This window comes from Flavobacterium sp. MMLR14_040 (genome assembly GCF_033657265.1).
In the GTDB taxonomy this organism is placed as follows: Bacteria; Bacteroidota; Bacteroidia; order Flavobacteriales; family Flavobacteriaceae; genus Flavobacterium.
Map to the genome: position 1 here is coordinate 323,860 of NZ_JAWVWO010000003.1, position 24,525 is coordinate 348,384.

General features: G+C 33.3%; 16 protein-coding genes. 9 read left to right on the forward strand and 7 right to left on the reverse strand.

Annotated elements, in window-relative coordinates; translation table 11 throughout:
- The first annotated feature begins 41 nt into the window (after window positions 1-41).
- Window positions 42-1,262 (forward strand): MFS transporter, encoded by a 1,221-nt coding sequence (locus SD960_RS06585; protein ID WP_318801685.1) that lies wholly within the window; start codon window positions 42-44, stop codon window positions 1,260-1,262.
- On the forward strand, window positions 1,252-3,120 hold the full coding sequence (locus SD960_RS06590; RefSeq protein WP_318801687.1) for an alpha,alpha-trehalase: 1,869 nt from the start codon (window positions 1,252-1,254) through the stop codon (window positions 3,118-3,120). The genes SD960_RS06585 and SD960_RS06590 overlap by 11 nt, the downstream gene beginning before the upstream one ends.
- Window positions 3,121-3,214: 94 nt before the next feature.
- Here SD960_RS06590 and SD960_RS06595 read toward each other — a convergent pair whose 3' ends face one another.
- The gene (locus SD960_RS06595) at window positions 3,215-4,189 is read right to left on the reverse strand and encodes a polyprenyl synthetase family protein (protein ID WP_318801688.1); all 975 of its coding nucleotides are present in this window, start codon (window positions 4,187-4,189) and stop codon (window positions 3,215-3,217) included.
- 269 nt (window positions 4,190-4,458) lie between these two features.
- Here SD960_RS06595 and SD960_RS06600 point away from each other — a divergent pair, with 269 nt between their 5' ends.
- The 5 genes from SD960_RS06600 (at window position 4,459) to SD960_RS06620 (ending at window position 11,356) form a co-directional block, all read left to right on the forward strand.
- Complete coding sequence (locus SD960_RS06600; protein WP_318801689.1) at window positions 4,459-4,980, forward strand: YceI family protein; 522 nt, start codon at window positions 4,459-4,461, stop codon at window positions 4,978-4,980.
- A gap of 106 nt (window positions 4,981-5,086) precedes the next feature.
- Window positions 5,087-5,686: a TetR/AcrR family transcriptional regulator gene (locus SD960_RS06605; protein WP_318801690.1), complete on the forward strand. Its 600-nt coding sequence runs from the start codon at window positions 5,087-5,089 to the stop codon at window positions 5,684-5,686.
- Between the two features lie 10 nt (window positions 5,687-5,696).
- Window positions 5,697-7,031 carry a TolC family protein gene (locus tag SD960_RS06610; protein ID WP_318801691.1) on the forward strand — a complete coding sequence of 445 codons (1,335 nt, stop codon included), beginning with the start codon at window positions 5,697-5,699 and terminating at the stop codon, window positions 7,029-7,031.
- A gap of 9 nt (window positions 7,032-7,040) precedes the next feature.
- Window positions 7,041-8,108: an efflux RND transporter periplasmic adaptor subunit gene (locus SD960_RS06615; protein ID WP_318801692.1), complete on the forward strand. Its 1,068-nt coding sequence runs from the start codon at window positions 7,041-7,043 to the stop codon at window positions 8,106-8,108.
- A 71-nt stretch (window positions 8,109-8,179) separates the two neighbouring features.
- Window positions 8,180-11,356 carry an efflux RND transporter permease subunit gene (locus tag SD960_RS06620; RefSeq protein ID WP_318801693.1) on the forward strand — a complete coding sequence of 1,059 codons (3,177 nt, stop codon included), beginning with the start codon at window positions 8,180-8,182 and terminating at the stop codon, window positions 11,354-11,356.
- Between the two features lie 150 nt (window positions 11,357-11,506).
- Here the strand turns inward: SD960_RS06620 and SD960_RS06625 are convergent, their stop codons facing one another.
- The 6 genes from SD960_RS06625 to SD960_RS06650 form a co-directional block, all read right to left on the reverse strand.
- Window positions 11,507-16,186: a T9SS type A sorting domain-containing protein gene (locus tag SD960_RS06625; RefSeq protein WP_318801695.1), complete on the reverse strand. Its 4,680-nt coding sequence runs from the start codon at window positions 16,184-16,186 to the stop codon at window positions 11,507-11,509.
- Between the two features lie 127 nt (window positions 16,187-16,313).
- A complete protein-coding gene (locus SD960_RS06630) occupies window positions 16,314-16,751 on the reverse strand; it encodes a retropepsin-like aspartic protease (RefSeq protein WP_318801696.1) in 438 nt (145 codons plus the stop codon).
- Window positions 16,703-19,402 carry a CHAT domain-containing protein gene (locus SD960_RS06635; protein ID WP_318801697.1) on the reverse strand — a complete coding sequence of 900 codons (2,700 nt, stop codon included), beginning with the start codon at window positions 19,400-19,402 and terminating at the stop codon, window positions 16,703-16,705. The genes SD960_RS06630 and SD960_RS06635 overlap by 49 nt, the downstream gene beginning before the upstream one ends.
- Before the next feature lie 152 nt (window positions 19,403-19,554).
- The gene (locus SD960_RS06640) at window positions 19,555-21,507 is read right to left on the reverse strand and encodes a PKD domain-containing protein (protein WP_318801698.1); all 1,953 of its coding nucleotides are present in this window, start codon (window positions 21,505-21,507) and stop codon (window positions 19,555-19,557) included.
- Window positions 21,508-21,618: 111 nt separating this feature from the next.
- Window positions 21,619-22,608: a hypothetical protein gene (locus SD960_RS06645; protein WP_318801700.1), complete on the reverse strand. Its 990-nt coding sequence runs from the start codon at window positions 22,606-22,608 to the stop codon at window positions 21,619-21,621.
- A gap of 81 nt (window positions 22,609-22,689) precedes the next feature.
- Entirely contained in the window at window positions 22,690-22,989 is a 300-nt protein-coding gene (locus tag SD960_RS06650) for a hypothetical protein (protein ID WP_318801701.1), read from the reverse strand.
- 130 nt (window positions 22,990-23,119) lie between these two features.
- Here SD960_RS06650 and SD960_RS06655 point away from each other — a divergent pair, with 130 nt between their 5' ends.
- Window positions 23,120-23,704 carry a sigma-70 family RNA polymerase sigma factor gene (locus tag SD960_RS06655; RefSeq protein ID WP_318801703.1) on the forward strand — a complete coding sequence of 195 codons (585 nt, stop codon included), beginning with the start codon at window positions 23,120-23,122 and terminating at the stop codon, window positions 23,702-23,704.
- A gap of 2 nt (window positions 23,705-23,706) precedes the next feature.
- Complete coding sequence (locus tag SD960_RS06660) at window positions 23,707-24,426, forward strand: tetratricopeptide repeat protein (protein ID WP_318801704.1); 720 nt, start codon at window positions 23,707-23,709, stop codon at window positions 24,424-24,426.
- Window positions 24,427-24,525 lie beyond the last annotated feature (99 nt).

The following is a 24,525-nucleotide window of genomic DNA, read 5'->3' on the forward strand; positions in this document are numbered from 1 at the left end:
CGTCTCCGCACCGTAACCACAAAGCAAAGCAAATAAAACAAATGAAAAACATAGGAATTAAAATCTCGCTTTATCTTAATTATTTTGTCTTTGCTATTTTATTAAACAGCGTAGGTATTGTGATTTTAAAATCGCAAAAAAATTACGGAGTCGATGAAATTCAGGCCAGTATTTTAGAAGCTTTTAAAGACATGCCTATTGCCATAGTTTCCTTTTTTATAGCTTCTTTTTTACCCAGAATTGGCTATAGAAAAGCGATGCTTACAGGTTTGGCTTTGGTGACTTTGGCTTGTATTTCTATGTATTTTGGAAATTCATTTGACAATGCTAAAATTTTATTTGCAACCGTTGGGGTTTCATTTGCTTTGATCAAAGTTTCTGTTTATTCATTAATTGGAACCGTGACTGAAACCAAAAAAGAACACAACGCTTTAATGAGCAGTATTGAAGGTTTTTTTATGGTGGGAATTGCGTTGGCGTATTTTTTATTTCCCGCTTTTAATAACGAAAATGACCCGAATTCGTGGTTGAATGTCTATTGGTTTTTAGCAGGATTATCATTGCTTTCGTTCTTGTTTTTATTCTTTGTAAAATTTGAAGAAGCCGAAATTTCAGCAGGCGTAAATATCAAAGACGATTTTCTGCAAATGTTCAAATTAATGGCAAAATTGCTGACGGTTATTTTTGTTATCAGCGTCTTTTTGTTTGTTATGATCGAACAAGGAATTCTTTCGTGGCTGCCTACATTCAATACAAAAGTGCTTCATCTTCCGGAAAATATCAGCATCATGATGGCGAGTATTTTGGCCATTTCATTGGCTGTTGGAAGATTAATTGCCGGCATTGTAACCAAAAAAGTAAACTGGATTTGGGTTTTGAGTTTCTGTATTATTTCAGCAATGTTGCTGGTCATTTTTGTACTTCCAAAAACCGTTGGATTAGAAGTAAAAAACATCAATTCGCTTTCAGATATTCCGTTAATTGGGTTTGCTTTTCCCTTAATCGGATTATTTATTGCGCCTATTTATCCGTTATTAAATTCGATTGTTTTGAGTGCTTTGCCCAAAAACCTGCAAAGCTCCATGACCGGATTAATTGTGATTTTTTCTGCGCTTGGCGGAACTTTAGGATCTAGAATTACGGGTTGGCTGTTTAAAAATGAAGGACCGGAAAAAGCGTTTTATTTTACTTTAATTCCGATGACTTTATTACTGATTTCCTTTTTTATTCTTAAAAAAATAACTGCAAAAGATGAAATTTAAATTACATATAACCCAAACCATCGAAAAATTATTGGCTCAGGAAGATACTGACGGCGATAAAAAAATTACGATTGATGATAACGGTCCAAAAAGTTTTTTATTGAAGGATGAAAACGGAAATTCAGCAGAAATTAAGGGAACTTATCAGCTTTCGAATTTATTACAGGAATTGGCTCTAGCTAAAAAAGAAAAAGTTGAATTCGCCGAAATAGATCTGAATGAAATCACTGAAGATCCTGTAAAAAGAATTTCAAGAAAAATAAAAGATTTATACTGGAAAGGTCTTACCAGAACAATTGACGCCATTGGTGTAAAGAAAATTTTGGAAGATGATAAAATCGAAAATGAAATCGCGTATTTGTATGTACCGTTTGGCGATGAAATTGTTTTTGATTATTTCAAGAAATTAGAAACAACAACTCCGAAATTGAAAGTAGTTCAAATGCCTAAAAATATTTCACCGGAATATGTTTTATCCTTGAATAAAAAACCGGGAATTTTGGCTTTGGCACTTCAAATAAAAAACAATGAAATTTCAGGAGTTCCGTTTGTGGTTCCCGGTGGAAGATTTAATGAAATGTACGGCTGGGACAGTTATTTTATTGCCAAAGGACTTTTGATTGATGATAAAATTGACCTTGCTTTGGGCATTGCTGAAAACTTTAAGTATCAAATTGATCATTACGGAAAAATCCTGAATGCCAACCGAAGTTATTATTTAACCCGAACACAGCCACCGCTTTATACGTCTTTAATTATGGATGTTTTAGAAAAGTCGAATCCTGATATTTTTTGGATAGAAAGACATTTAAAAACCGCCATAAAAGAATATCGAACGGTTTGGATGGAAGAAGGAAAACGACTTACTGCAAATGGATTAAACCGCTATAAAGCAGAAGGAATCGGGCTTCCTTTTGAGGTTGAAGAAGGGCATTTTGATGATATTCTCGAACAATATGCGCCAAAATATAATCTCTCAACGCGAGAATTCGAAAAGAAATATCTTGAAAGAGAAGTTGTTGATGCTGAACTTGATAAATATTTTATTCACGACCGAAGCATGCGCGAAAGCGGTCATGATACCACAAACAGATTGGTTGGGGTTTGTGCCAATTTAAATACGGTTGCCATAAATAGTTTGTTGTATAAATACGAAACGGATATTGCTTTTTTGATTGAGAAATATTTTAAAAATGAATTTCAATATTTTGAAGACAAATCTTTTTCAAGTGAATATTGGATTTCTAAAGCGTCTTCGAGAAAAGAAAAAATCAACAAAATGTGTTGGAATGAAGAAAACGGAATCTATTATGATTATGATTTTGTAAACGAAAAGCAACATGTTTTTGAAGCGGCTCCTACATTTTATCCGCTTTGGGCGAAAATAAGTACGCCGGAGCAAGCCGAAATTTTGGTAAAAAAGACACTTCCAAAATTCAAAATGAAAGGCGGAATTGCCGGAAGTACAAAAGAATCAATTGCTGCTATAGACGAAAATTCGCCAATACGGCAATGGGATTATCCGTTTGGCTGGGCGCCACACCAAATGCTTTTGTGGGAAGGTTTACTGAATTATAATTTTCAGGAAGAAGCGCAGGAAATGGTGTATCGCTGGCTTTGGCTGATTACCAGAAATGCAGTTGATTACAACGGAACGATTCCCGAAAAGTTTGATTTATCGATAAGTTCACACAAAATTTTCGCAGAATACGGAAACGTAGGAACAGAGTTTAATTACATCACTGAAGAAGGTTTTGGCTGGATGAATGCTTCGTATCAATACGGTTTAACGATTTTAAAAGAGGATTTAAAACAAAAATTATCGGATTTAGTTGACCCAGAGGATTTGTTTTCATAAGCCTTCGACTCCGCTCAGGATGACACTCGTGATGTCAGGCTGAGCGGAGTCGAAGCCTTTTTTTTAACTGAAAACTGATACTGGAAACTGAAAACTAAACTTTTCTTCCCATTAAATTCTCGCCAAAAGCTCTAAGAATATTTTTCTTTTCAGCGTTAATTTCCATTTTTTCTAAAGTTTCAAAAGCTTTAAAAGTATACATTTCAATTGCTTCCTGAGTGGCGCCTGATGCTCCGGATTCGTTAAAAATTGCTTTTGCAGTTTCTATTTTTGCTGTATTATCTTCAAGTTGTAAACTAAATAATTTTTGCAATTCTGCTGCTTTTTCTTCAGATGAAAATTCTAAAGCTTTTAGATATAAATACGTTTTTTTATTTACGATAATATCGCCGCCAACTTGTTTTCCGAAAGTTTTAGGGTCTCCAAAGGCATCCAAATAGTCATCTTGTAATTGAAAAGCTAAACCTAAATTGAGTCCGAAATCATAAATTAAATCAGCTTCTTTTTCAGAAGTTTTAGCTACAATTGCACCCATTTTCATGGCTGCGGCAACTAAAACAGCTGTTTTATATTCGATCATTTTTAGATATTCGGGAATCGTTACATTGTTTCTTTCTTCAAAATCAACGTCCCATTGCTGTCCTTCGCAAACTTCAAGAGCTGTTTTGCTAAACAATTTTGCCAAATCCCTGAAAACGGCCGGTTCGTATTGTTCAAAATACTGATACGCCAGGATAAGCATAGCATCTCCGGATAAAATTCCGGTATTAATATTCCATTTTTCGTGTACGGTTACTTTGCCTCTTCGCAAAGGCGCATCATCCATAATATCATCGTGAACCAGCGAGAAATTATGAAAAACCTCAACCGCCATTGCCGCCGGAAGTGCAATTTTGTAACCAGTATTAAATACTTCTGCCGCCATTAAGGTTAGTACAGGACGCATGCGTTTTCCGCCAAGGCCTAAGATATATTCAATAGGTTCGTAAAGATTTTTGGGTTCTTTGGTAATGCTCTGGCTTTCTAAATAAGTAATAAAAAAATCCTGGTACTGACTAATATCGTGCATAAATGAAATTCTGATTAACGAGCCTCAAAGATACGATTCAAATGTGAATTATAATTTTAAAAGTTTAAAAGGAATTTAGTTTCCATAAAAAGAGGCATTAAAGCCGTTCATTTTTAATGTGTTAAAATTATTTTTGAAAAAACTTGGAAACTTTCTTGGTGTTTAAAGTTTCCTGTTTATATTTGCACTTTCAAAATGGAAACTTACAACACTTTAAAAGTTTCCATGGCGAGTTTGAGTAAATTATAAACTCATTAAATCAGATAATTATGAAAACAACATGGACCATAAATTCTAGCCAATCAGATGTTTTAATTAAAATGAGACATTCTATACTTGCTTATTTAGGAGGAACTGAAAATAAATTTGATGGTTATGTCAATATTGAAGACAATGAAATTGAAGATGCTTCGGTTGAATTTTCGTTAGATATAAATAACAAGGCAGATAGTTTTCAGCAAATTGATACTCACTTGCAACTGAATGATTTGTTTAATGTAAACGAACATCCAATTATTAGTTTTAAATCGACTTCATTTCAAAAAGTAAATAATAATATCAATTTCTTTAAAGGTGATTTAACTATAAAAGATGTAACCAAAGTTGTAGAACTTGATGCAGAATTTATTGGAATCAATTCTTATAACGGAGAGAGAAAAGTTGCTTTTGAAATTAAAGGCGATATTAAAGGTCAGGATTTTGGTCTGGATTATAATTCATACAATCATAATGGTGGATTAGCACTTGGAAAAGATATTAAGCTGATCGCTAATCTGGAATTTAGCATATAATTCTTATTTGATGAATAAATTAATGTAAAATTATTACAAAATATTGGGAACTATTTTTTTTAAAAAAGTTTCCGAATTATATTTGTAAGGCAATTTGATAATTAAGATGAAAGAAAAAATCATAGCAAAAGCAAGCGATTTATTTTTAAAGTTAGGCTTTAAAAGTGTTACGATGGATGATATTGCAGGTGAAATGTGTATTTCAAAGAAAACGATTTACAAATATTTTTGTAACAAAGAGGTTTTAATTGAAGAAAGTACCTCGATGGTTCACAGACAAGTACACGAAATAATTGATTCTATTGTGGATAAAAACTACAATGCAATTATGGAAAATTTTGAGATCAGAGAAATGTTCAGAGACATGTTTAAAAATAATATGGATACTTCGCCGATTTATCAGTTAAAAAAACATTATCCCGAAATATATCAAAATGTATTGTCTCACGAAATAGAGCAGTGTACGCAATATTTTAGAGAAAATATAAAAAAGGGAATTAGCGAGAAACTTTATCGCCCGGATATCAATATTGAGGTGTATGTGAAATTTTATTACACTTTAATTTTTCACATTAATGAAAATACAATTTCTGAGAGAGAGGCTCAGGAAATAGAATTAGAAGCTTTGGAATATCATACCAGAGCAATGGCAACACCAGATGGAATACTAGAATTAGAAAAACAACTTAAAAAAATTATTACTTAATCATCAATCTATGAAACGAATAATTCTTATATTTTTGTGTACAATTGGCTTGGCTGCCAACGCACAAGTCCAAACATTAACCTTAAGAGATGCTCTTACGTATGCGCTTCAAAACAAAGCGGATGCTAAAAAGGCCAAACTACAGGTTGAAAACAGTGAGTACCAAATTCAGGAAGTACGTTCACGAGCATTGCCTCAAATTTCTGCAAACGGAAATTTAACTTACAATCCTATTTTACAGTTAAATGCTTTACCTGGAGATTTTTTTGGTGCTCCCGGAACTACACTTTTAGCCCCATTAGGTCAAAAATGGACTTCAACAGCAGGGCTTTCTTTAACTCAGACAATCTTTGATCAATCTGTTTTTACAGGATTAAGAGCAGCAAAATCAACACGCGAGTTTTATCAAATAAACAATCAGTTAACAGAAGAGCAGGTTATTGAAAGAGTTGCAAATAACTATTATTCTGTTTATGTACAAAAAGAAAGATTGATTCTTTTAGACAGTAATTACGTAAACACAACAAAAGTTCGTGATATCGTAAAAGGACAATTTGATAATGGTTTAGCTAAAAAAATTGACTTAGACCGTATCGTTGTGAAAATGTCAAATATAGATACAGAACGTCAGCAAATTAAAAATCAAATTACTTTACAGGAAAATGCTTTAAAGTTTTATATGGGAATGCCTATTGAAACTCAAATTGACATGCCAAAAGAAGAATTTGAAGTGGTTCCTGCAGCATTAACAGAACAGCCAACTATTGAAAACAGAACAGAATATCTGCTTTTGAAAAAACAAGAAGAGCTTTTGGTGTACAATAAAAAAGCTGTTGAAGCGGGATATTATCCTACACTTTCATTAACGGCAGGTTACAATTATATTGGTCAGGGACCTGAAATGCCTTGGTTTGCAAAACCAAAAGACGGAGTTTACTGGTCTGATTACTCTTCAATTGGATTAAACTTACATGTGCCAATTTTTACAGGTTTCGGAACTCGTGCCAAAGTAAGACAAGCCGATGTAGAAATCAGATCTTTGCAGGAAGATATTAAAGACACAAAGCTTTCTCTTGATTTAGACTACAGAAATGCAATGGCTGACATCGAGAATAACATTGTAACTATCCAGAATCAAAAAGAAAATATGCAATTGGCATCAGAGATTCTAAGCAATACAAAAAACAATTATCTTCAGGGACTGGCATCTTTAACAGATTTATTAGATGCTGAAAATGCATCACTTGAAGCTCAAAATAATTATACCAGAGCAGTTTTAAATTATAAAATTGCCGAAATAGCACTAATCAAATCAAAAGGCGAACTAAAAACTCTTATTAAATAACTAATTACAATGAAGAAAACTATTATAACAATCGTAATCATAATCGCAGCACTGGGTGTGATTGGATATGTCTTAAATAATAATAAGAAGGAGAACAAAGCAAAAACAGATATCGTAGCAGAGAAAAATGCTGCAGTTTCGGTTAAAGTTTCTCCTGTAAAAACAGAAGAAGTTTCTTTGGATTTCGTTGCAAATGGAAATTTCCAACCAATTCAGGAATTAACTTTCTCTGCTGAGAAATCTGGAAAAGTAATCAGCGTTTTAGCTAAAGAAGGTGACTATGTAAGAGTAGGTCAAACTTTATTGACAGTTAGAGGTGATGTAATTAATGTTAGTGCACAACAAGCACAGGCAGTTTACCAAAATGCAAAATCTGATTATGAGAGATATGAAAATGCTTTTAAAACAGGTGGTGTTACAAAACAACAATTAGATCAGGCTAAGTTAGCTTTAACAAATGCGCAGTCTAACTTAACGCAAGCAAACATTAATGTTGGGGATACAAAAGTAAAAGCGCCAATAAGCGGATTTATCAATAAAAAATATATTGAGCCGGGATCTATTTTAGCAGGAATGCCAGCAACAGCTTTATTTGATATCGTAAACGTATCTAAACTAAAACTAGTTGTTACAGTAAACGAAAACCAAGTAGCGAGTTTAAAATTAGGAAACCAAATTAAAGTAACTGCAAGTGTTTATCCTGATAAAACTTTTTCTGGTAAAATTACTTTCATTGCTTCAAAAGCAGATGAGTCTTTGAACTTTCCTGTTGAAATTGAAATTACAAACAACTCAAATAACGACCTGAAAGCGGGTATGTACGGAACTGCAAATTTTGCATCAAACCAACAAAAGCAAAACTTGATGGTTGTACCTAGAAATGCATTCGTAGGAAGTGTGAGCAGTAACGAGATTTTTGTAGTTGAAAATGGTATTGCAAAATTAAGAAAAGTAACTGCTGGAAGAATTTTAGGTGATAAAGTAGAAATTATCAATGGATTATCTGACGGAGAAACTGTAATTACTACAGGTCAAATTAACTTACAAGACGGTAATACAGTAGAAATTATTAAATAATTTAAAGCGATAAGCTATAGGCAGTAAGCAAGAAGCTTATTGCCTAAAGCCTACAGCCTAAAGCAACAAATATGAAATTAGCCGAAATATCCATAAAACGTCCGTCGTTGGTAATTGTATTGTTTACAATTCTAACACTTGGTGGATTGTTCAGTTACAGCCAATTAGGTTATGAGCTGATCCCGAAATTTGAACAAAACGTTATTACAATTTCTACAATTTATCCGGGAGCTTCTCCAAGTGAGGTAGAAAACACAGTAACCAAGAAAATTGAAGATGCGATCGCATCCTTAGAGAATGTCAAAAAAATTGACTCAAAATCATACGAAAGTTTATCTATTGTATCGATTACATTAACATCAAATGCAAAGGTCGATTTTTCTTTGAATGATGCACAGCGTAAAATCAATGCCATTATTAGCGATTTACCGGATGATGCAGAAACACCTTCGTTAACAAAATTCTCCCTAAGTGATTTACCAATTATGACACTTGGTGCTAATGGTAAAATGGACGAAGCTGAATTTTATGACTTAATTGATAAAAAAATTGCTCCTATTTTATCTCGTGTACAAGGTGTGGCGCAGGTAAATATTATTGGTGGCTCTGAGCGTGAAATTCAGGTAAATCTTGATGCTGTAAAAATGCAGGGTTACGGATTATCTGTTCCACAGGTACAGCAAAATATTTTGACTTCGAATTTAGATTTCCCAACAGGAAATATCCAAACACGTAATCAAAAAATATTAATTCGTTTAGCGGGTAAATATAAAAGTGTTCAGGAATTAAGAAACCTGGTAGTTTCTTCTCAAAACGGAATTCAGGTTCGTTTAGGTGATATTGCCGATGTTCAGGATACTCAAAAAGTAGCAGAAAAAATATCACGTGTAGATCAAAAAAGTGCTATTGTTTTGCAAATCGTAAAACAATCTGATGCAAATGCAGTAGCGGTAAGTGAGCAATTATTAAAAACAATTGCTATTCTTGAAAATGATTATAAAGCAAATCAATTAAAATTAGAAGTAGCAAAAGATAGTACAATCTTTACTCTTGAAGCTGCAGATTCTGTAGTTCACGATTTATTAATTGCGGTAGTTCTGGTAGCTTTTGTAATGTTGTTCTTTTTGCACAGTATTAGAAACTCATTAATTGTAATGGTTTCGATTCCAGCATCGTTGATCGCTACGTTTATTGGTATTTATTTAATGGGATATACATTAAACTTAATGAGTTTATTAGGATTATCTCTTGTTGTAGGTATTCTGGTCGATGACGCGATTGTGGTCCTCGAGAATATTTATCGACACATGGAAATGGGTAAAGGTAAGATTCGTGCATCTTACGACGGAACTGCAGAAATTGGTGGAACTGTAACTTCGATCACATTAGTAATTGTCGTGGTATTCTTACCAATCGCAATGAGTTCTGGTTTGGTTTCTAATATTATTACACAATTTTGTGTTACCGTAATTATTTCAACTTTACTGTCGCTTTTAGCTTCATTTACAATTATCCCTTGGTTATCATCTCGTTATGGTAAATTAGAGCATATTGAAGGAAAGAATTTATTTGGAAGAATTATTCTTGGTTTCGAAAGTTATTTAACTCGTTTTACAAACTGGGTTTCTGATTTATTGACTTGGTGTTTAGATCATTATATTAAAACCATTTTAGTTGTTCTTGTATTGTTCTTCGGATCAACAATTGGATTAATGGGTGGAGGTTTCATTGGAGGAGAGTTCTTTGCATCATCTGATAGTGGGGAGTTTTTAGTTCAAATCGAAATGCCGAAAGATGCTTCGTTAGAACAAACCAACTTCATGACGCAAAAAGCAGAAGCTTATTTGAAATCTCAGGAATATGTTCACAGTCAGATTACAACTGTAGGACAAACCAGTGAAGGTTTTGGTGCATCTCAGGCTACGGCTTACAAAGCAGAGATCGACGTAAAAATGATCGAACAAAAAGATCGTACCGATGACGCCAACGTTTATGCAGCAAAAATTAAACGTAAGCTTGAAAAAGTATTAGTTGGAGCAAAAGTAAAAACGGTTCCTGTAGGTATCTTAGGAACTGCTGAGGATGCTACCTTAGGATTGATTGTAACAGGTCCGTCTACAGAAAGTGCAATGGCATTTGCTAAATTAGCTGAAGCTGAATTACGTACAATTCCCGGAACAACAGAGATTAAATTAACTGTTGAAGACGGAAATCCAGAGGTAAACGTTAAAGTTGATCGTGATAAAATGGCAGCTTTAGGATTAACACTTCAAACGGTTGGTTTAACGATGCAAACTGCTTTTAGTGGGAACACAGACGGTAAATACAGAGCCGGAGAGTATGAGTACGATATCAACATTAGATATAATGCATTTGACAGAAAAAGTATTACTGACGTTAGTAATTTGATTTTCATCAACTCTGCAGGACAACAAATTAAGTTATCTCAATTTGCTGATATAACAGAAGGATCAGGACCTAGCCAGTTAGAGCGTAGAGACAAATCTGCTTCGGTAACAGTAAAAGGACAAAACGTAGGGGTTCCTTCAGGAACAATTGTAACACAATGGCAGGCAAAATTAGATAAGCTTAAAAAACCAACAGGTGTAAACTATATCTGGGGAGGTGACCAGGAGAATCAATCTGAAGGGTTTGGTACTTTAGGAATCGCTTTATTAGCCGCTATTATCTTGGTTTATCTTGTAATGGTGAGTTTGTATGACAGTTTTGCTCACCCGTTTGTAGTATTATTTGCAATTCCGCTTTCGTTTATTGGTGCTATGCTGGCATTGGCTTTGACCAATAACTCATTAAACATCTTTACGATTTTGGGTATCATCATGTTGATTGGTCTGGTGTGTAAGAATGCGATCATGCTTGTCGATTACACCAACCAAAGAAGAGCAGCAGGTGAATCAATCAGAACGGCATTAATTCAGGCGAATCACGCTCGTTTACGTCCGATTTTGATGACAACAATTGCGATGGTATTTGGTATGTTCCCAATTGCATTAGCATCTGGAGCAGGAGCTGAGTGGAAAAACGGATTGGCTTGGGTAATTATCGGAGGATTAATTTCGTCTTTATTCCTAACCTTGATTGTAGTTCCGGTTATTTATAACATCATGGAGAAAATCATTGCAAGAGTTAGCAAAGGAGAAAAAGTAGATTACGAAGCAGAAATGGTTGCTGATTATGAGCACACCGAATTAAGCGAAGACGGTTTTAATCCTAAACATACGCATTAAGAAATTCCAATATTTAAAATTCCAAATTCCAAAAGGAGCTTGAATATTGAACATAAAAAATCCCAAATTCCATAAGGAGTTTGGGATTTTTGATTTATAAGAAGTTCCTTAGTTGGAATTTGGAATTTTAAATATTGGAATTTAATCCCGTTATTTCTTCACAATTTTAATTGTCTTTGTTTTTCCTTCTGATTTTACTTTTAAGAAATAAACTCCGGAAGAAACATTAGATAAATCAATTTCAGAATGTGTGTTATTTATTTTTTTAGCCAAAACAGATTTTCCTATTACAGATATAATTTCAACCTCATCAATATTTGAACTATTACTAATATTCAAATTATGCTGAACCGGATTTGGATAATAACTGAAATTAGCTAAAGTAAAATCAGGAGCAGAAAGCGAACCGTTTAATTTGGCTGTAACGGCTAAACGTTTTGTACTTTCAATTCCGTTTATGGTTTGCGAAGCATAATAAATAGTTCCGTCAACCAATAAAGTTGTTAGCGGTAAAGTTGCTTCATTTGATTTATTTGTCTTTTTGGCAACATTGTTTGCAGTACTGTACCATTTAATATTTTGACCTTCAACAACAAGATCAGCTAAAGTTTGTCCTGGAGTAAATTCTATAGCCAGCGAATTTTTACCTTCTATTGAGGGTGACGGCGGGTCTAAATTAACAGACATTACTGCAGCACATCCATTTTGATCTCTTACATATATTTCATGAATTCCATAAGGTACACTATTGAAAATATTACTCGATTGAAAAGAAGCTCCATCAAAACTATACTCATATAATCCGTTTCCACCAGTTGTAATAACCGTTATTGTTTGATTTTCTACAGTAGCCGATGAAACCATTAATGTCGCAGGTTGTGATATAAATATATTATTTGATAGAAAGGTATAACCAGCAGAATCATTAATTTTTACTTTATAAGAACCAGCAGGTAAATTAGAAAACGAATTCATACTAGAATTAGAAGTAATTTGAATTTCATTATTATAAAGAGAATAAGTGTAAGGAGCTAATCCTCCAGATGTATTTGCTACAATTGCACCGTCCTGACTTCCGTAGCAGCTTATGTTTGTATTTGCTATTGTTGCTGTTAATGGATTAAGAGGTTCTATCACAACATATAATGAACTTATATTATTTGAACTATCTCTTACGTCTATTATATATATACCCGGAACCAGATTAGTGAATATATTGTTTGCTGTATAATTGTCTCCGTTTATTGAATAATTATACGGAGCTAAGCCACCTGTGGCAACTACCTTTATTGTACCAAAATTTTCGATAGCTGTTGGTCTCGTAATAACTGCTGATATGATTAAAGGTGAATATAATTCAGTATAGGAAGAAACTACACATCCATTTGCATCTGTAACTTCTACAACATAACTTCCAAATGCTACGTTATTGAAAACATTCTCATTTTGTGAACCTATAATAATTTCTGAATTTTTCTTGAGCGTATATTTATATGGAGTTTTGCCTCCCGTAACATTAACCTTTATTGTTTTATTATAAACATCTGTTGTGGTTGTTGCTGATAAAATAGATTGTTCAATTGGAATATAAACTGATGCCTGACAGCCATTGCTATCTTTTACAAAGAAAGTTTGAACTCCAGCAGTAAAATTTGAAGAAGTATTGGAATCGAAATATGTTACTGCTGCATCAAACGAATAAGTATATGGTGCTTGTCCGCCTTTTGCCACAATAGTTACTGAATCTTTAACGCCGCATTCTGTACTTTTATTTACAAATGCAGTTGCACTCAGGGAACTAGGAGATCCTACAGTAAATGGAGTGCTGAAAATACAGTTATTTGCATCTTTGATATCAATTATATAATTTCCGGGGTATAATACCATAACAGTTCTATTATACTCATACGGAAGTTTATTTAATGAATACTGATAAGGCGCTTTGCCACCCTTTGCAGTAATTGCGACATTACTATAGGCATTAGCAAAGCAATCAATAACATTGGTATTAGTTACCGTCGCTGTCAATGGAACAGGCTGTAGTAATATAATATCATTTGTAATAACAGTACAATTATTAGAATCTTTTATCGTAAAATGATATGTTCCTGCAGTTAAATTATTAAAAATGTTAGAAGCCTGAAAAGATGCTCCATTTAAAGAATATTGGTAATTGCCACTTCCTCCTGATGCATTTACATTTATAGAACCATTGCTCGCACAATCTATGCCTTTCATAATAACAGCAGTTGCTGTTAAAGAAGGACTTATTGTAGCTGTAAGGGTGATTGCAGCGTTCTGGGTATCTTTAACTTTTATTGTATAAGTTCCTGCAGATAAATTTGAAAAGACATTTGGGGTTGCATAATTATTTCCATTATCTATCGAATATAAATAAGGGGCAATTCCTCCGGTTGCATTTATTGTTATTGTTCCTGTCGACTGAAAGCAATTAATAGCATTTGTAACAACAGTAGCTGAAAGTGTTGGTGGTGGTGCTACATATATTTCAGAGGATATTAAAGTGCAAGAATTAGCGTCTGCAACTTTTACACTATAAATTCCCGTTGGCAAATTAATAAACGTATTACTGCTTTGAGGTGCAGCGACTATTATTGCTTCTTTTTCCAAAGAATAAGAATAAGGTGGATTTCCTCCCAATACATTAGCAACTATACTTTGCTCAAAAGTTGAAACAGTTGCAGTTAAAAGTGTCGGCTCAGCAATATTAATAGATGCAATTGCCATACAACCATTCTTATCTTTCACCGTTACATTATACACACCTGAAGATAAGTTGTTAAAAGTATCTGCTGATTGAAATTGATATCCATTTAATGAATATAGATATGGAGCAGAACCTGCAATTACAGTAGTTTTTATTGAGCCATTGTTACTGCCATTACAACGAACATCTGTTTTGGCTACTGTTATTATTGGAATAACAGGAGGATTTATAACAATAGTATTTGTCGTCGAATTATCATCTGCATCCTGAACTTTGACCGTATAAGTATTAGCCGTTAGGTCAGAAAAAATATTTGATGAAAAATAATTTGCCCCGCCATTTATGGAATATAAATATGGAGGTTTTCCACCAGTTGCATTTACAGCTATAGATGCATTACTTAAACAGTCCATCTCTTTAGTTATTGCAACAGCAGAAGCTAAAGGTTTTTGGTCTTCAATTGTAATACTAAAATCATAAGACTCACAGCCTTTTGAATCTTTAATTCTTACAGTGTGAATTCCAGAAGACAAATTTGTAAAAACATTGCCAGCTTGAAAAGTAGCATTATCAACAGAATATTCATAAGGAGCAGTTCCTGCTTGCCCATTTAAAGTTACAGTTTGACCTTCTGTAAGAATATCAGCATATATAGGAATTGGTTGTGCAATGATATGTTCCAGAGTTGTTATACAACCAACAGCATCTTTTACCTTAATTTGATATGTTCCAGAACTAAGATCAGTGTAAATATTATTAAGTGAATATATACTATTATTAATAGCATATTGATACGGAGCTTCTCCTCCAACAGCATTAATAGTTAGTGATGTTTTATCTTTGGCGCACAATAACTCCGTATGTAAAGCTGTGGCAGATAATGGTAAAGCTTGTTGTATTTTGGCCGTTATTGCTGGAGAAAGACAATCATTACTATCTTTCACTAATACAGTATAATTTCCTGCAGGTAAATCAGAAAAAGTATTTTCTGCAGAAAAAGTTGTTCCACCATCAATTGAATAATAATGAGGGATTTGTCCTCCATTTGCAACAATGTTGATGCCTCCATTATTGATACAGCTTGACGTATTTGTGACAATTGTAGTGCAGTTTACAGGAATATATGGGAGTAATTCGATAGCCAGATTATTAACGATTGTATTTTCGCTATCCTTTATAGCAATAGGATAAGTTCCCGCACTTAAATTGTCAAAAGTATCGCTTGTTTGAAATGTTATTCCTCCATTTAGTGAATACAAATAAGGAGGGTGACCTCCATAACCAAAAGCACGAATCGCAGCATTTCCCCAGCAGGTTACATGTTTTAGCGTCATTCCTCCAGAGCTTAACGGAAATTCAGAATCCCCAACAACAATGGTAGTAAAAACGCTGCACCCTCTAGCATCTCTTACATATATGGGCTGAAAACCAACAGGTAAATCTAAAAAAACATTACTTGTTTGATAAGTAGCCCCATCTAAAGAATATAGATATGGTTCTGTACCACCTGTCGGAGTAATGGTTGTGTTTTGATTTACTGTTATTGATGTTGCAGTGAAAGTTGCAGGAGCTGTAATAACGTAGTCAATTGAAGCAATGCACATTTGGCTGCCATCTTTTACTTTTATATGGTAAGTTCCGGAGAGTAAATATTTGTAATAATTATTGCTGGTAAAAGGACCTTCGTTTATTGAATATTGATATGAACCTATTCCTCCTGAGGCATTTATGGTCAGCGAAGAGGTTTCTTCACTGCATATTATTGGGGTATGTGAAGCTGTTATCTTTAAAGACTCAAAAGTCATCAGATTAAAATAATCTGTTGAAATAGTTCCGTTATAATCAATTCGACCGTAAATTTTTGAAGGCCCTATTGCACCAATATACTGCGTCGGATTTGCAATTATATTTGTATTATTTAATGCATCATCAAGACTTAAAAAATAAGTAACGTTTGTTTCGGCAGGATCTAAATTACCAATAAAATCATTTTTTAGCGAAGTCAAATCAAAAGGTTCGCTTGAGCAAATGGTAATAGAAGTTACCTGGGCATAAAAAATAGTGGTAATAAGAAGAAAGAAAAAAAGTAGAGTTTTTTTCATACGTATAGGTTTGTTAATTTGTTTTAACAAATATATACAAAACATATAAAAGAATCCAAGAAATAAAATTCCAAATCCCAAGGAAACTTTTCCAAAATTGGAATTGGAATTTAGCAAATTAGGGATTTTATTTCAAATAAACATAATGATTAAAATAATCAATAATAGCCTTACCTTCAAGTAAAACATCAGCACCAATAATGCCATGGACAGGTTTGGCTTTGTATGATTCTAAAGCTTCATTTACATGAGAAAGATCAAAAATCACCAAACCAAAATCAGTATTTTTCCAGCTCCCGATTTGTAGATTATTATGGGCAGAAACTTCCGTTTTCATTCCCGTTCCGCCAGCTCCTGAGGCTTTTGTTTTTGATTTTTTTGAGGAAATTTCAAAACGTTCCATACTTTCAAAACCAATACAGGTGTTAGAAGCTCCTGTATCTAAAATAAAATTTCCTGAAACGCCATTTATTTTGGCTTTTATTAAAAGATGCTGCGTTTTGGTAACTTTGAATTTTATTTTTTTGTATTTCTCTTTTTTGAGAACCGCGTGAAGATTTTCCATTTTTGGTAATGATTGAAAACCAAAAATAAGCCAATTAACGTCAATAAACTAATGATGTAAAAGATATAATTATTTGATTTTTCTTCATCAGAAATAGAACCATAATACACAAAAGAACTCCAATAATAAGGCGATTTCTTCGCATTCGGAATCGATTTATCGTTCAGGAAATCCAGTTTTGCATTGGCAGTAGCTTCAAAATACGGAGCATTATTTTTAATGTTTTTATAAAAATCAGTCATAAAAACGGATGTCGTATAATCGTTCACTTTCCACAATGAAAACATCAAATTCTGCGCGCCCGCGAACTGAAAACCTCTCGCAACGCTCATCGCGCCTTCGGCTTTGTATAATTTTCCAATTCCGGTTTCGCAGGCGCTTAAAACCACTAAATCCGGATTGATGTTGAGATTATACAATTCAGAATACAATATTTCCTGATCGTAAAATTTAATGCTGGCCGGAGTTTCAATATCGCCCGAAGAAGCGTGTGTACTCAAATGCAAAATCGAATATTGATTTGCATTATTTTTAAAATTAGAAAAAGTTGCAGCAGAATTTTCTAAATATTTTCCTTTGAAATTTGATTGTATTGATTCTAATTCTTTCTTCGAATAACTCAATTCGTAAGCTGTTTTTTCGAAAACCGGAAAAACGCCCAAAACTGTTTTTTCTAAGTTTGAAAGGGGTTTTGAATTAAGATAAAAATTAGCAGAATTATTATAAGCAACTTTAAAGTCAGTCAATAAATAATGCATTTTGGCAAAATTTGTTGTCGATGATTCCTGAGTAATTAAAGTTTCAAAAGGAAGGAAATTCAAAATTCCGTCTGGAACAATGATGAGATTTTTATAGATTACATTTGAAGGTAATTGCAATAAATCATAAACTCTTTTTCCATAATAATTATATCCAGAAATATCGTTTGTAATGGCATCAGCAGAATTAAAATAATCGACAAATTTTACAATTTCGAGCATAGATCGGTGTGCGATGTAAATATGTCTAAAATTGATTCTATTGTTTTGTAAAGTGAAATAAAACAGATTTTCATTTCCGATAAAATAGTAAACTAAAATAGCTTTGTCTTTTTCTAACTTTGAAAACAACCCTTTTAAATCACAATTTTCAGGAATAAAATCGAGCTTTTCAGATTGTATTTTTTTCAGCGAAAGCATAAAATTATTTTGCTTTTTTATAAGCTGATTTATTTTGGAAATATTGGCTAAATCACCTTTTTGTTGTTCTTTTATAATAGTGGTATTGACATTTTGAAATTGCTGTATAAGTTGTTTTTCTTTCGCGGAAGCGTCTTTAATATTCGATCGATAACCTTTTAAAATGCCTGATTTTGTTTTTTCAGCCAATTGAAAAGCTTCGTTTAAATATTGAATTTTGCTTTCTTCCTGATACAATCGATCATAAATCAAAAGACATTTTTCGGTACGATTGCGCGCTCTGATTTGGGTTATAATCTTGGAATTTTCATAAATCAATCCATTCATCAAAAGATCTTCGATATAAAAAGAAAGTTTAAAGGCGTTAAGAGCTTTTTTGGGATGATTTTGTTTGAATAGGATTTCTGCTTGTAAATCTAAAGCATCAATTAAAACGGTTTCTGCATACAATTGATTTTGATTCGGAAAAATGTTTTTTGGAGAGTAATGAGGAATTAGAATTTTAAAAACAGCCGAAATCTGCTTTTTACTTTCATCATATTTTCGTTGATCAAATAATAATAAAGCTTTTTCATAATAGAGTTTTGCTATTTTTCGTGGCTTTTGATTTGTAGTTTTAAAAAACAGTTTTTCAGCTTTTGCTAAATACAAATTTGCAACTTCAAATTGCTGTCTCTGCCGATTGAGTATCGCCAGATTTCTATAAGAATTAGATAAATTTTCTGATTGCTCCTTTTCATTTTTCAGATAATTAACTGCAGATTCAAAAGCATTTTCAGCTTTTTGATAAATTTCAGGATGCATTAAATTTCCCGCTGAACTTAATATATAATTATTCCCCAGATTATTCAGCAAAGTCCCTTTTTGTACATTGGATAATTGCTCTGTTTTCAAAGTACCTTCCAATAATTCAATCGCCAAAGAAATCTTTCCCGAACTCTGATAAACATTCGATAAATTTAAAATTGCTGCAAATTTTTGCTTCCCAGCTTCAGGATAATCTTTTGAAGTATTGATGATAAAAAAATATTGCTTTATCGTGTTTTCTGCGCTATCATAATCACCCAGAACAGTATATAAATTCCCCAAAGGTTTCAGGCAAAATTCAATTATATCATAATTAGAAAGTTTTTGTTTCTGATAAATTTGCCAGGCTTTTTCGTAACTCGAAATCGCTTTTTCGGTTTGCCCGAATTTATTTTCATAATATGCTTTATTGCAGTTTAGAACCACAATTGCCAATAATTCATCTTTGGTTTTTGGTTTTGGATTTTTCCAAAAATTAATTTCAGTATTCGTTAAATTTTGTAACGCTTTCGCGGAAGGATTTTCAACAAAAACATCAATTGCATTGTATATTGTATCTTCCTGATGTTGTCCATGAACATTTAGATTTATAAAAAGAAAGATAAACCATATATGTAATATTTGATTGCGTATTTTTTTTCCACCATATAAGTGATATAAGTTCATATTATTTTGGTGCATATAATTTTAAGATTAAACTAAATAAGTGAATATAAGTTTTAAATACTTTATGCTTTTAATATAAAGGAAATACATTTTCAGTAATAAACAATCCAACTTTTAATATGAACTTATATCACTTATATGGTGAAAAAATATTAAAACTTCCAAATTCCATAAAACTGAAAATAATTAAAATTCTGTTCAAAGTTGATGACGTAACGGGCTCCTAAACTCGGACCAATTCTGGCAAATCCAGCAGTTAAATCAAATAATAGCCCAGTTTTAAAATCAGCAAAAGAGTTTTTTACTGTATTGGATGCTGTCGTTGTACTGATTAAAAAGTTTTCTTTGTCGCCTTCAAAAGTTTCGATTTTTATATTCTGATTTTGTTCTTCAGATACATTTATATTCGCCTGAATTCCCGCGCCAATTCCGATATAATTATTAATGTTGTACCGAATTAAAACAGGAACTTCCCAGTTGATATTTTTGTTTTCGGTTGCTGTAGTGGTGCGTACCAATTGTCTCACTCCGTTTGCATTTGTATTTATCTGATCGAAAACATTAATAGCATTATCGTATTTGTTTAATGCATTAAGCCATTCAGCCTGCCAATAAAAGCGATACGATTTAAAAGGCGAAATCGTTGCGCCCACAAAATAACTCGTCGATTTTTCAAGATCAGGATAGAGATTATAACCTGCTTTTGCACCAATCGAAATTCCGGGTAAAAATCGGGTAGTGGCGTAGTTGGTAATTATAGGTTCATTTTTGTCGAAAATAATGGCCGTTCTGCTTCGGGTTTTTACTTTGTGAAAGTCTTCGGCAAATTTCATCGAATATTTTACAAAACCTTTTGTAGAATCTTTTTCGTGCACATTTTTTTGTTCGCTTCCAGGCAAATAAATGTTTTTGAACGTAAAAAAAATCTGTTTTTGTTTGATAATCGTATCAAGGCAACTTACGGTTGGAACCTCATCTTTTGGACAAATCGGACATTTTGGATACATGTCTTCGATCTGAAAAGTTTTTTTGTCAAACATATCCGGAATATCCGTTTCTAACCGAATCATTCTGGCCGGACCTTCGCCGTTGTTTTGAAAACGGGTTTTAAAATTCACTCTTTTAAAACGCACTAGTCTGTAATTCATAAAACTTCCGTTTGAACCCATTTTGTTTGGATCGTGAGAAGTTACGATTTCCATTTCCAGATTCTTTATTTTATGGTTTTTATAACTTCGATTCGGAACAAAAATCCCGCGCATGGTAACTGTTGCGCTGGTATCTTTTATCATTTCCGGAGTCGTTTTAAAAGTATAAAAAACATTATGTGTTTCTCCGGGATTTTGATCATCAAATTCTAAAACCGAAACATTGTGATACGTTTTATTCGCGTCTAATAACGAAGCGTCCAAATCTTCTTCAGAAGTTGTATTTCGGTATTTTTTAAGTTTCAGTATGTTTTCGGCGGAAGCCAGATAATTTTTAGAATCGTCAAGATCGTCAACAGAAGCGACAGTGTTTTCTTTTACTTCGCGCTCGTTTGCATAAGTTCTAAAATCGAGCAATTCAAAATTATTGTTCTTAAATTGTTTCTCATTATAAAACAAATACAGCTTTCCGCTCGACACATAATTCTCCAGATTTTGATAACCAACTACAACTACCATTTCCTGTTCTGGAATTGGGTCGCAGTTTTTGATAATGGCAAATCCGTTTTGGTCTGCTATTGATGCGATATCTTTATAATTGGTATCTGTAATCTCGTTTATTGCTACCTTTTTAGGCCTTGTTGCGGGTGGTTTTCCGTTATCATAATTGTTGGTTACGGCAAGTCTTGTCGTGTATGTTCCTTTGTTTTTATACACATGTTTAGGTTCGGCTTCTTTACTATAATGACCGTCGCCGAGTTCCCATAAATAGGAATAACTTGGTTTTGGCGCGCCCGCAATCGGAATCAAAGGTGGTGTTTCGGGTTTATAAGTAACGGCATTTCCGTTTTGGATAAAACCAATATTGGCTCTTCGTGTTATGGTGTCTTTTACTTTGGTTTGACCTATTGAGAAAATAGAGAATAGAATCAAGAAAATAGACAGTTGTGGTTTCATAACTAGACAGTTTTGGGTTTTAAAATCATCAGTGATAATTTTAAAACTGGATTAAATGTAAAAAAAAGTGATGAGCAAATCACCACTTTTTCTTAAAAAGTATTTTCTAACTTACTGAATAGCATTGATTGCGGCTACCAGTTGCGCTTCGGTACCAACGGTTGTTTCGGCAAGTGTGAAAGTATAAATGTCGTTTGCAGCAACAGTTACCGCTTTAATTGCATATCGCCATTGACCATTATCTTCGGTTACAAAAATCACGTGACAAGCTAAACCAACTGGAATTTGTCCGTAATGTTCACTAAACATTCCTTGTGGAGTATAAGTGTCTAATTTAGCAAGTGCATTGGTTCCTTCGCCATCATAAGAAAGATAAACAGCACTATTTTCGTTATCGTAACCTTCTGGAGCATCAACAAGAAGTGTCGTTTTTGGTCTCGGATCGCTGTAAAAACGGTCTACATTTGTCCAGCCAAAATTCCCGAATGTTACATAATAATTTGCGCCTTCACCTTGTACGCCTCCTTTTCCTCCGCCATTTCCATCAGCATTTGGATTATTTTCTCGCCAGGCCAATTCTCCTTTGTCATCAATTGTGCCGTTCCATAATGTCATTGCATTATCAAGTCCGTCAGTTAAAGCCGTTGGAACAATTAAATTCATTGAGCAAGATGTTTGCAGTGCAACTCCGCCCTGAGTAGCTTTAATGAAGAATTCTCCACCAGAAATTAATAAGTTTTTCTTTCCGTCAGCAGTAACTCCCATTGTTGGTTTGTTGGTAACCAGCATGTTCCCTTTATCGAAAAGTTCAATGTATTCAATTTCAATAGTTCCCGTTACCGCATTTCCATTTTTGGTTAAACAGTCTCCGTTAATGTTTAGTTTCACTCCTTTTGCAGAAGTTAGCGTGATCAAACCATTTCCGGCAGTTGCTGTAAAGTTTTGTGTATTTCGTTTAATTCCTTTTTCGGTTATTCCTTTAAAAGCTCCTGAAGTTGGTGGAAGAATAACATTGTTGTCATCTCCGTCGCTATTGTCGCAACTTACAACCGAAAATATTGCTAAGAATAAAAGTCCTAATTTTTTAAAATTTGTGTTCATGATTTCTAGTTTTAAATAGTTAATTATAGTTATAGATACTTGGGGATGAAATTTTGTTACCCCTGTTTTATTTTTTTTAATTTATTTCGAAAGACATTTTTCTTCAAATAAATTTCCGTCTTCATCAAGTGCGACCAGAATGTCTTTTTTCCGCGAAAGCGAAACGATTAAGCAGATCCAGATAATAGCCCAAAATCCGAATGTGATTACTGTAAGGAAGAAATGAAACGGATGATTGATTTCTTTTTTTTCTTTGGATAAAACGGCATAAGGCAATTTTTCGTTATGCTCGATAATCACAAAACCGTTTCTGATTTTAGAAGAAAGGGTTTTATGAAACTGATCCAGATTTTTTTGATGTATTAATTGATAACTTTCCATTTCTTTTAATTTTTAATTGTTTTTAAAAGAGTTTTATATTGCTATATCAACTTGATTTTATAATTGTTACCCCATTATTGAGAATTTATTTTGAGATTATTTTTACATTAGCTATTTAAAAGTTGTTTTTATGGGCAAAATCAAAATTCATCCCGATCAAAAATATATCGAAGGACTTGCGGCTAATAACTCGGCAATCATTCAGGAGATTTATAAAAAGTTTGTTCCCAAGGTTGTATTTTATATAAAGAACAATTCCGGCGATCAGGATCAAGCTCAGGATGTGGTTCAGGAAATCATGATTTTGCTTTTTAATCAGGCAAAAGCCAAAACACTGGAACTGACTTGCCCTTTTGAGGCTTATTTCTTCTTGTTATGCAAAAGAAAGTGGCTCAACGAATTGAAAAAAACATCTAATAAAGGGGTAACAATTCATGAAGATGTGGGATCTATAAATGAATGCGGAGTGGAATTGGTAGAGCAAACCGAACAATTTAATGAAAAACAACAGCTTTTTGACGCTATGTTTCTAAAATTGGGAGACAAATGTCAGGAATTATTAAAGTTGAGTTTTACCATTAAGTCGATGGAAGAAGTTGCCGAAAAACTCAATGTAACATACGCTTATGTTCGCAAGAAAAAATCGTTGTGCATTGGCCAGTTAACTCAATGGATTCAGGAAAACAACAACTTTAAGTCCCTAAAAAATAATTAGTCATGAACGAGGAACGCTACATATTATTTGATCAATATCTTCAGGATGAAATGACTGTTGAAGAGAAAAATAGTTTTGAAAAACAATTGGCAGATGATCCCGAATTTGCTTCAGAATTTGAAACTTTTAAAAATGTGCATCTTCAGCTGGAAACTAAATTTGGATATGAACAGGAAAGAGAAGCTTTCAAAGAAAATCTAATAAAAGTTTCAGATAAACATTTCAATAAACCAAAAGTAATTGCACTAAAACCCTGGTATTATGGTATTGCAGCAGCTGCCGTAATTTTGATGGGATTATTTTTTTATAATTATAGTCAAAAGCCTTCTTTTGAAGATTTTAATCATCCGGAATCGGCTTACTTTACAGAAAGAGGCGATGTTGATGCAATGCTAAAACAGGCAGAAACAGCATTTAATTCAAAAGAATATAAAAAAGCAATTCCGTTTTTTGAATCTATTTTAAAAGAAAAAGATACACCGGAAATTCAATATTTTTACGGAGTTTCATTATTGCAAGACAATCAAATCATAAAAGCCCAAAATGTTTTTAGTGAACTAAAATCAGGAACTTCGGCCTATAAAGATAAAGCAACGTGGAATTTGGCTCTAATTAAATTAAAACAAAGAAATTACAACGCATGTAAAGAAATCCTGCTTACAATTCCTGAGGATTATGAAGATTATGTTGAGGTTCAGATTTTGTTGAGAGAATTGGAATAAGCGATAAACTTTTTGTCACTTTACGTAAACCCGTAATCGAATTTGGAATTTTAGTTCTAAATTCGATTTTTTTATTAAGAATTTACCACGAAACCTTAA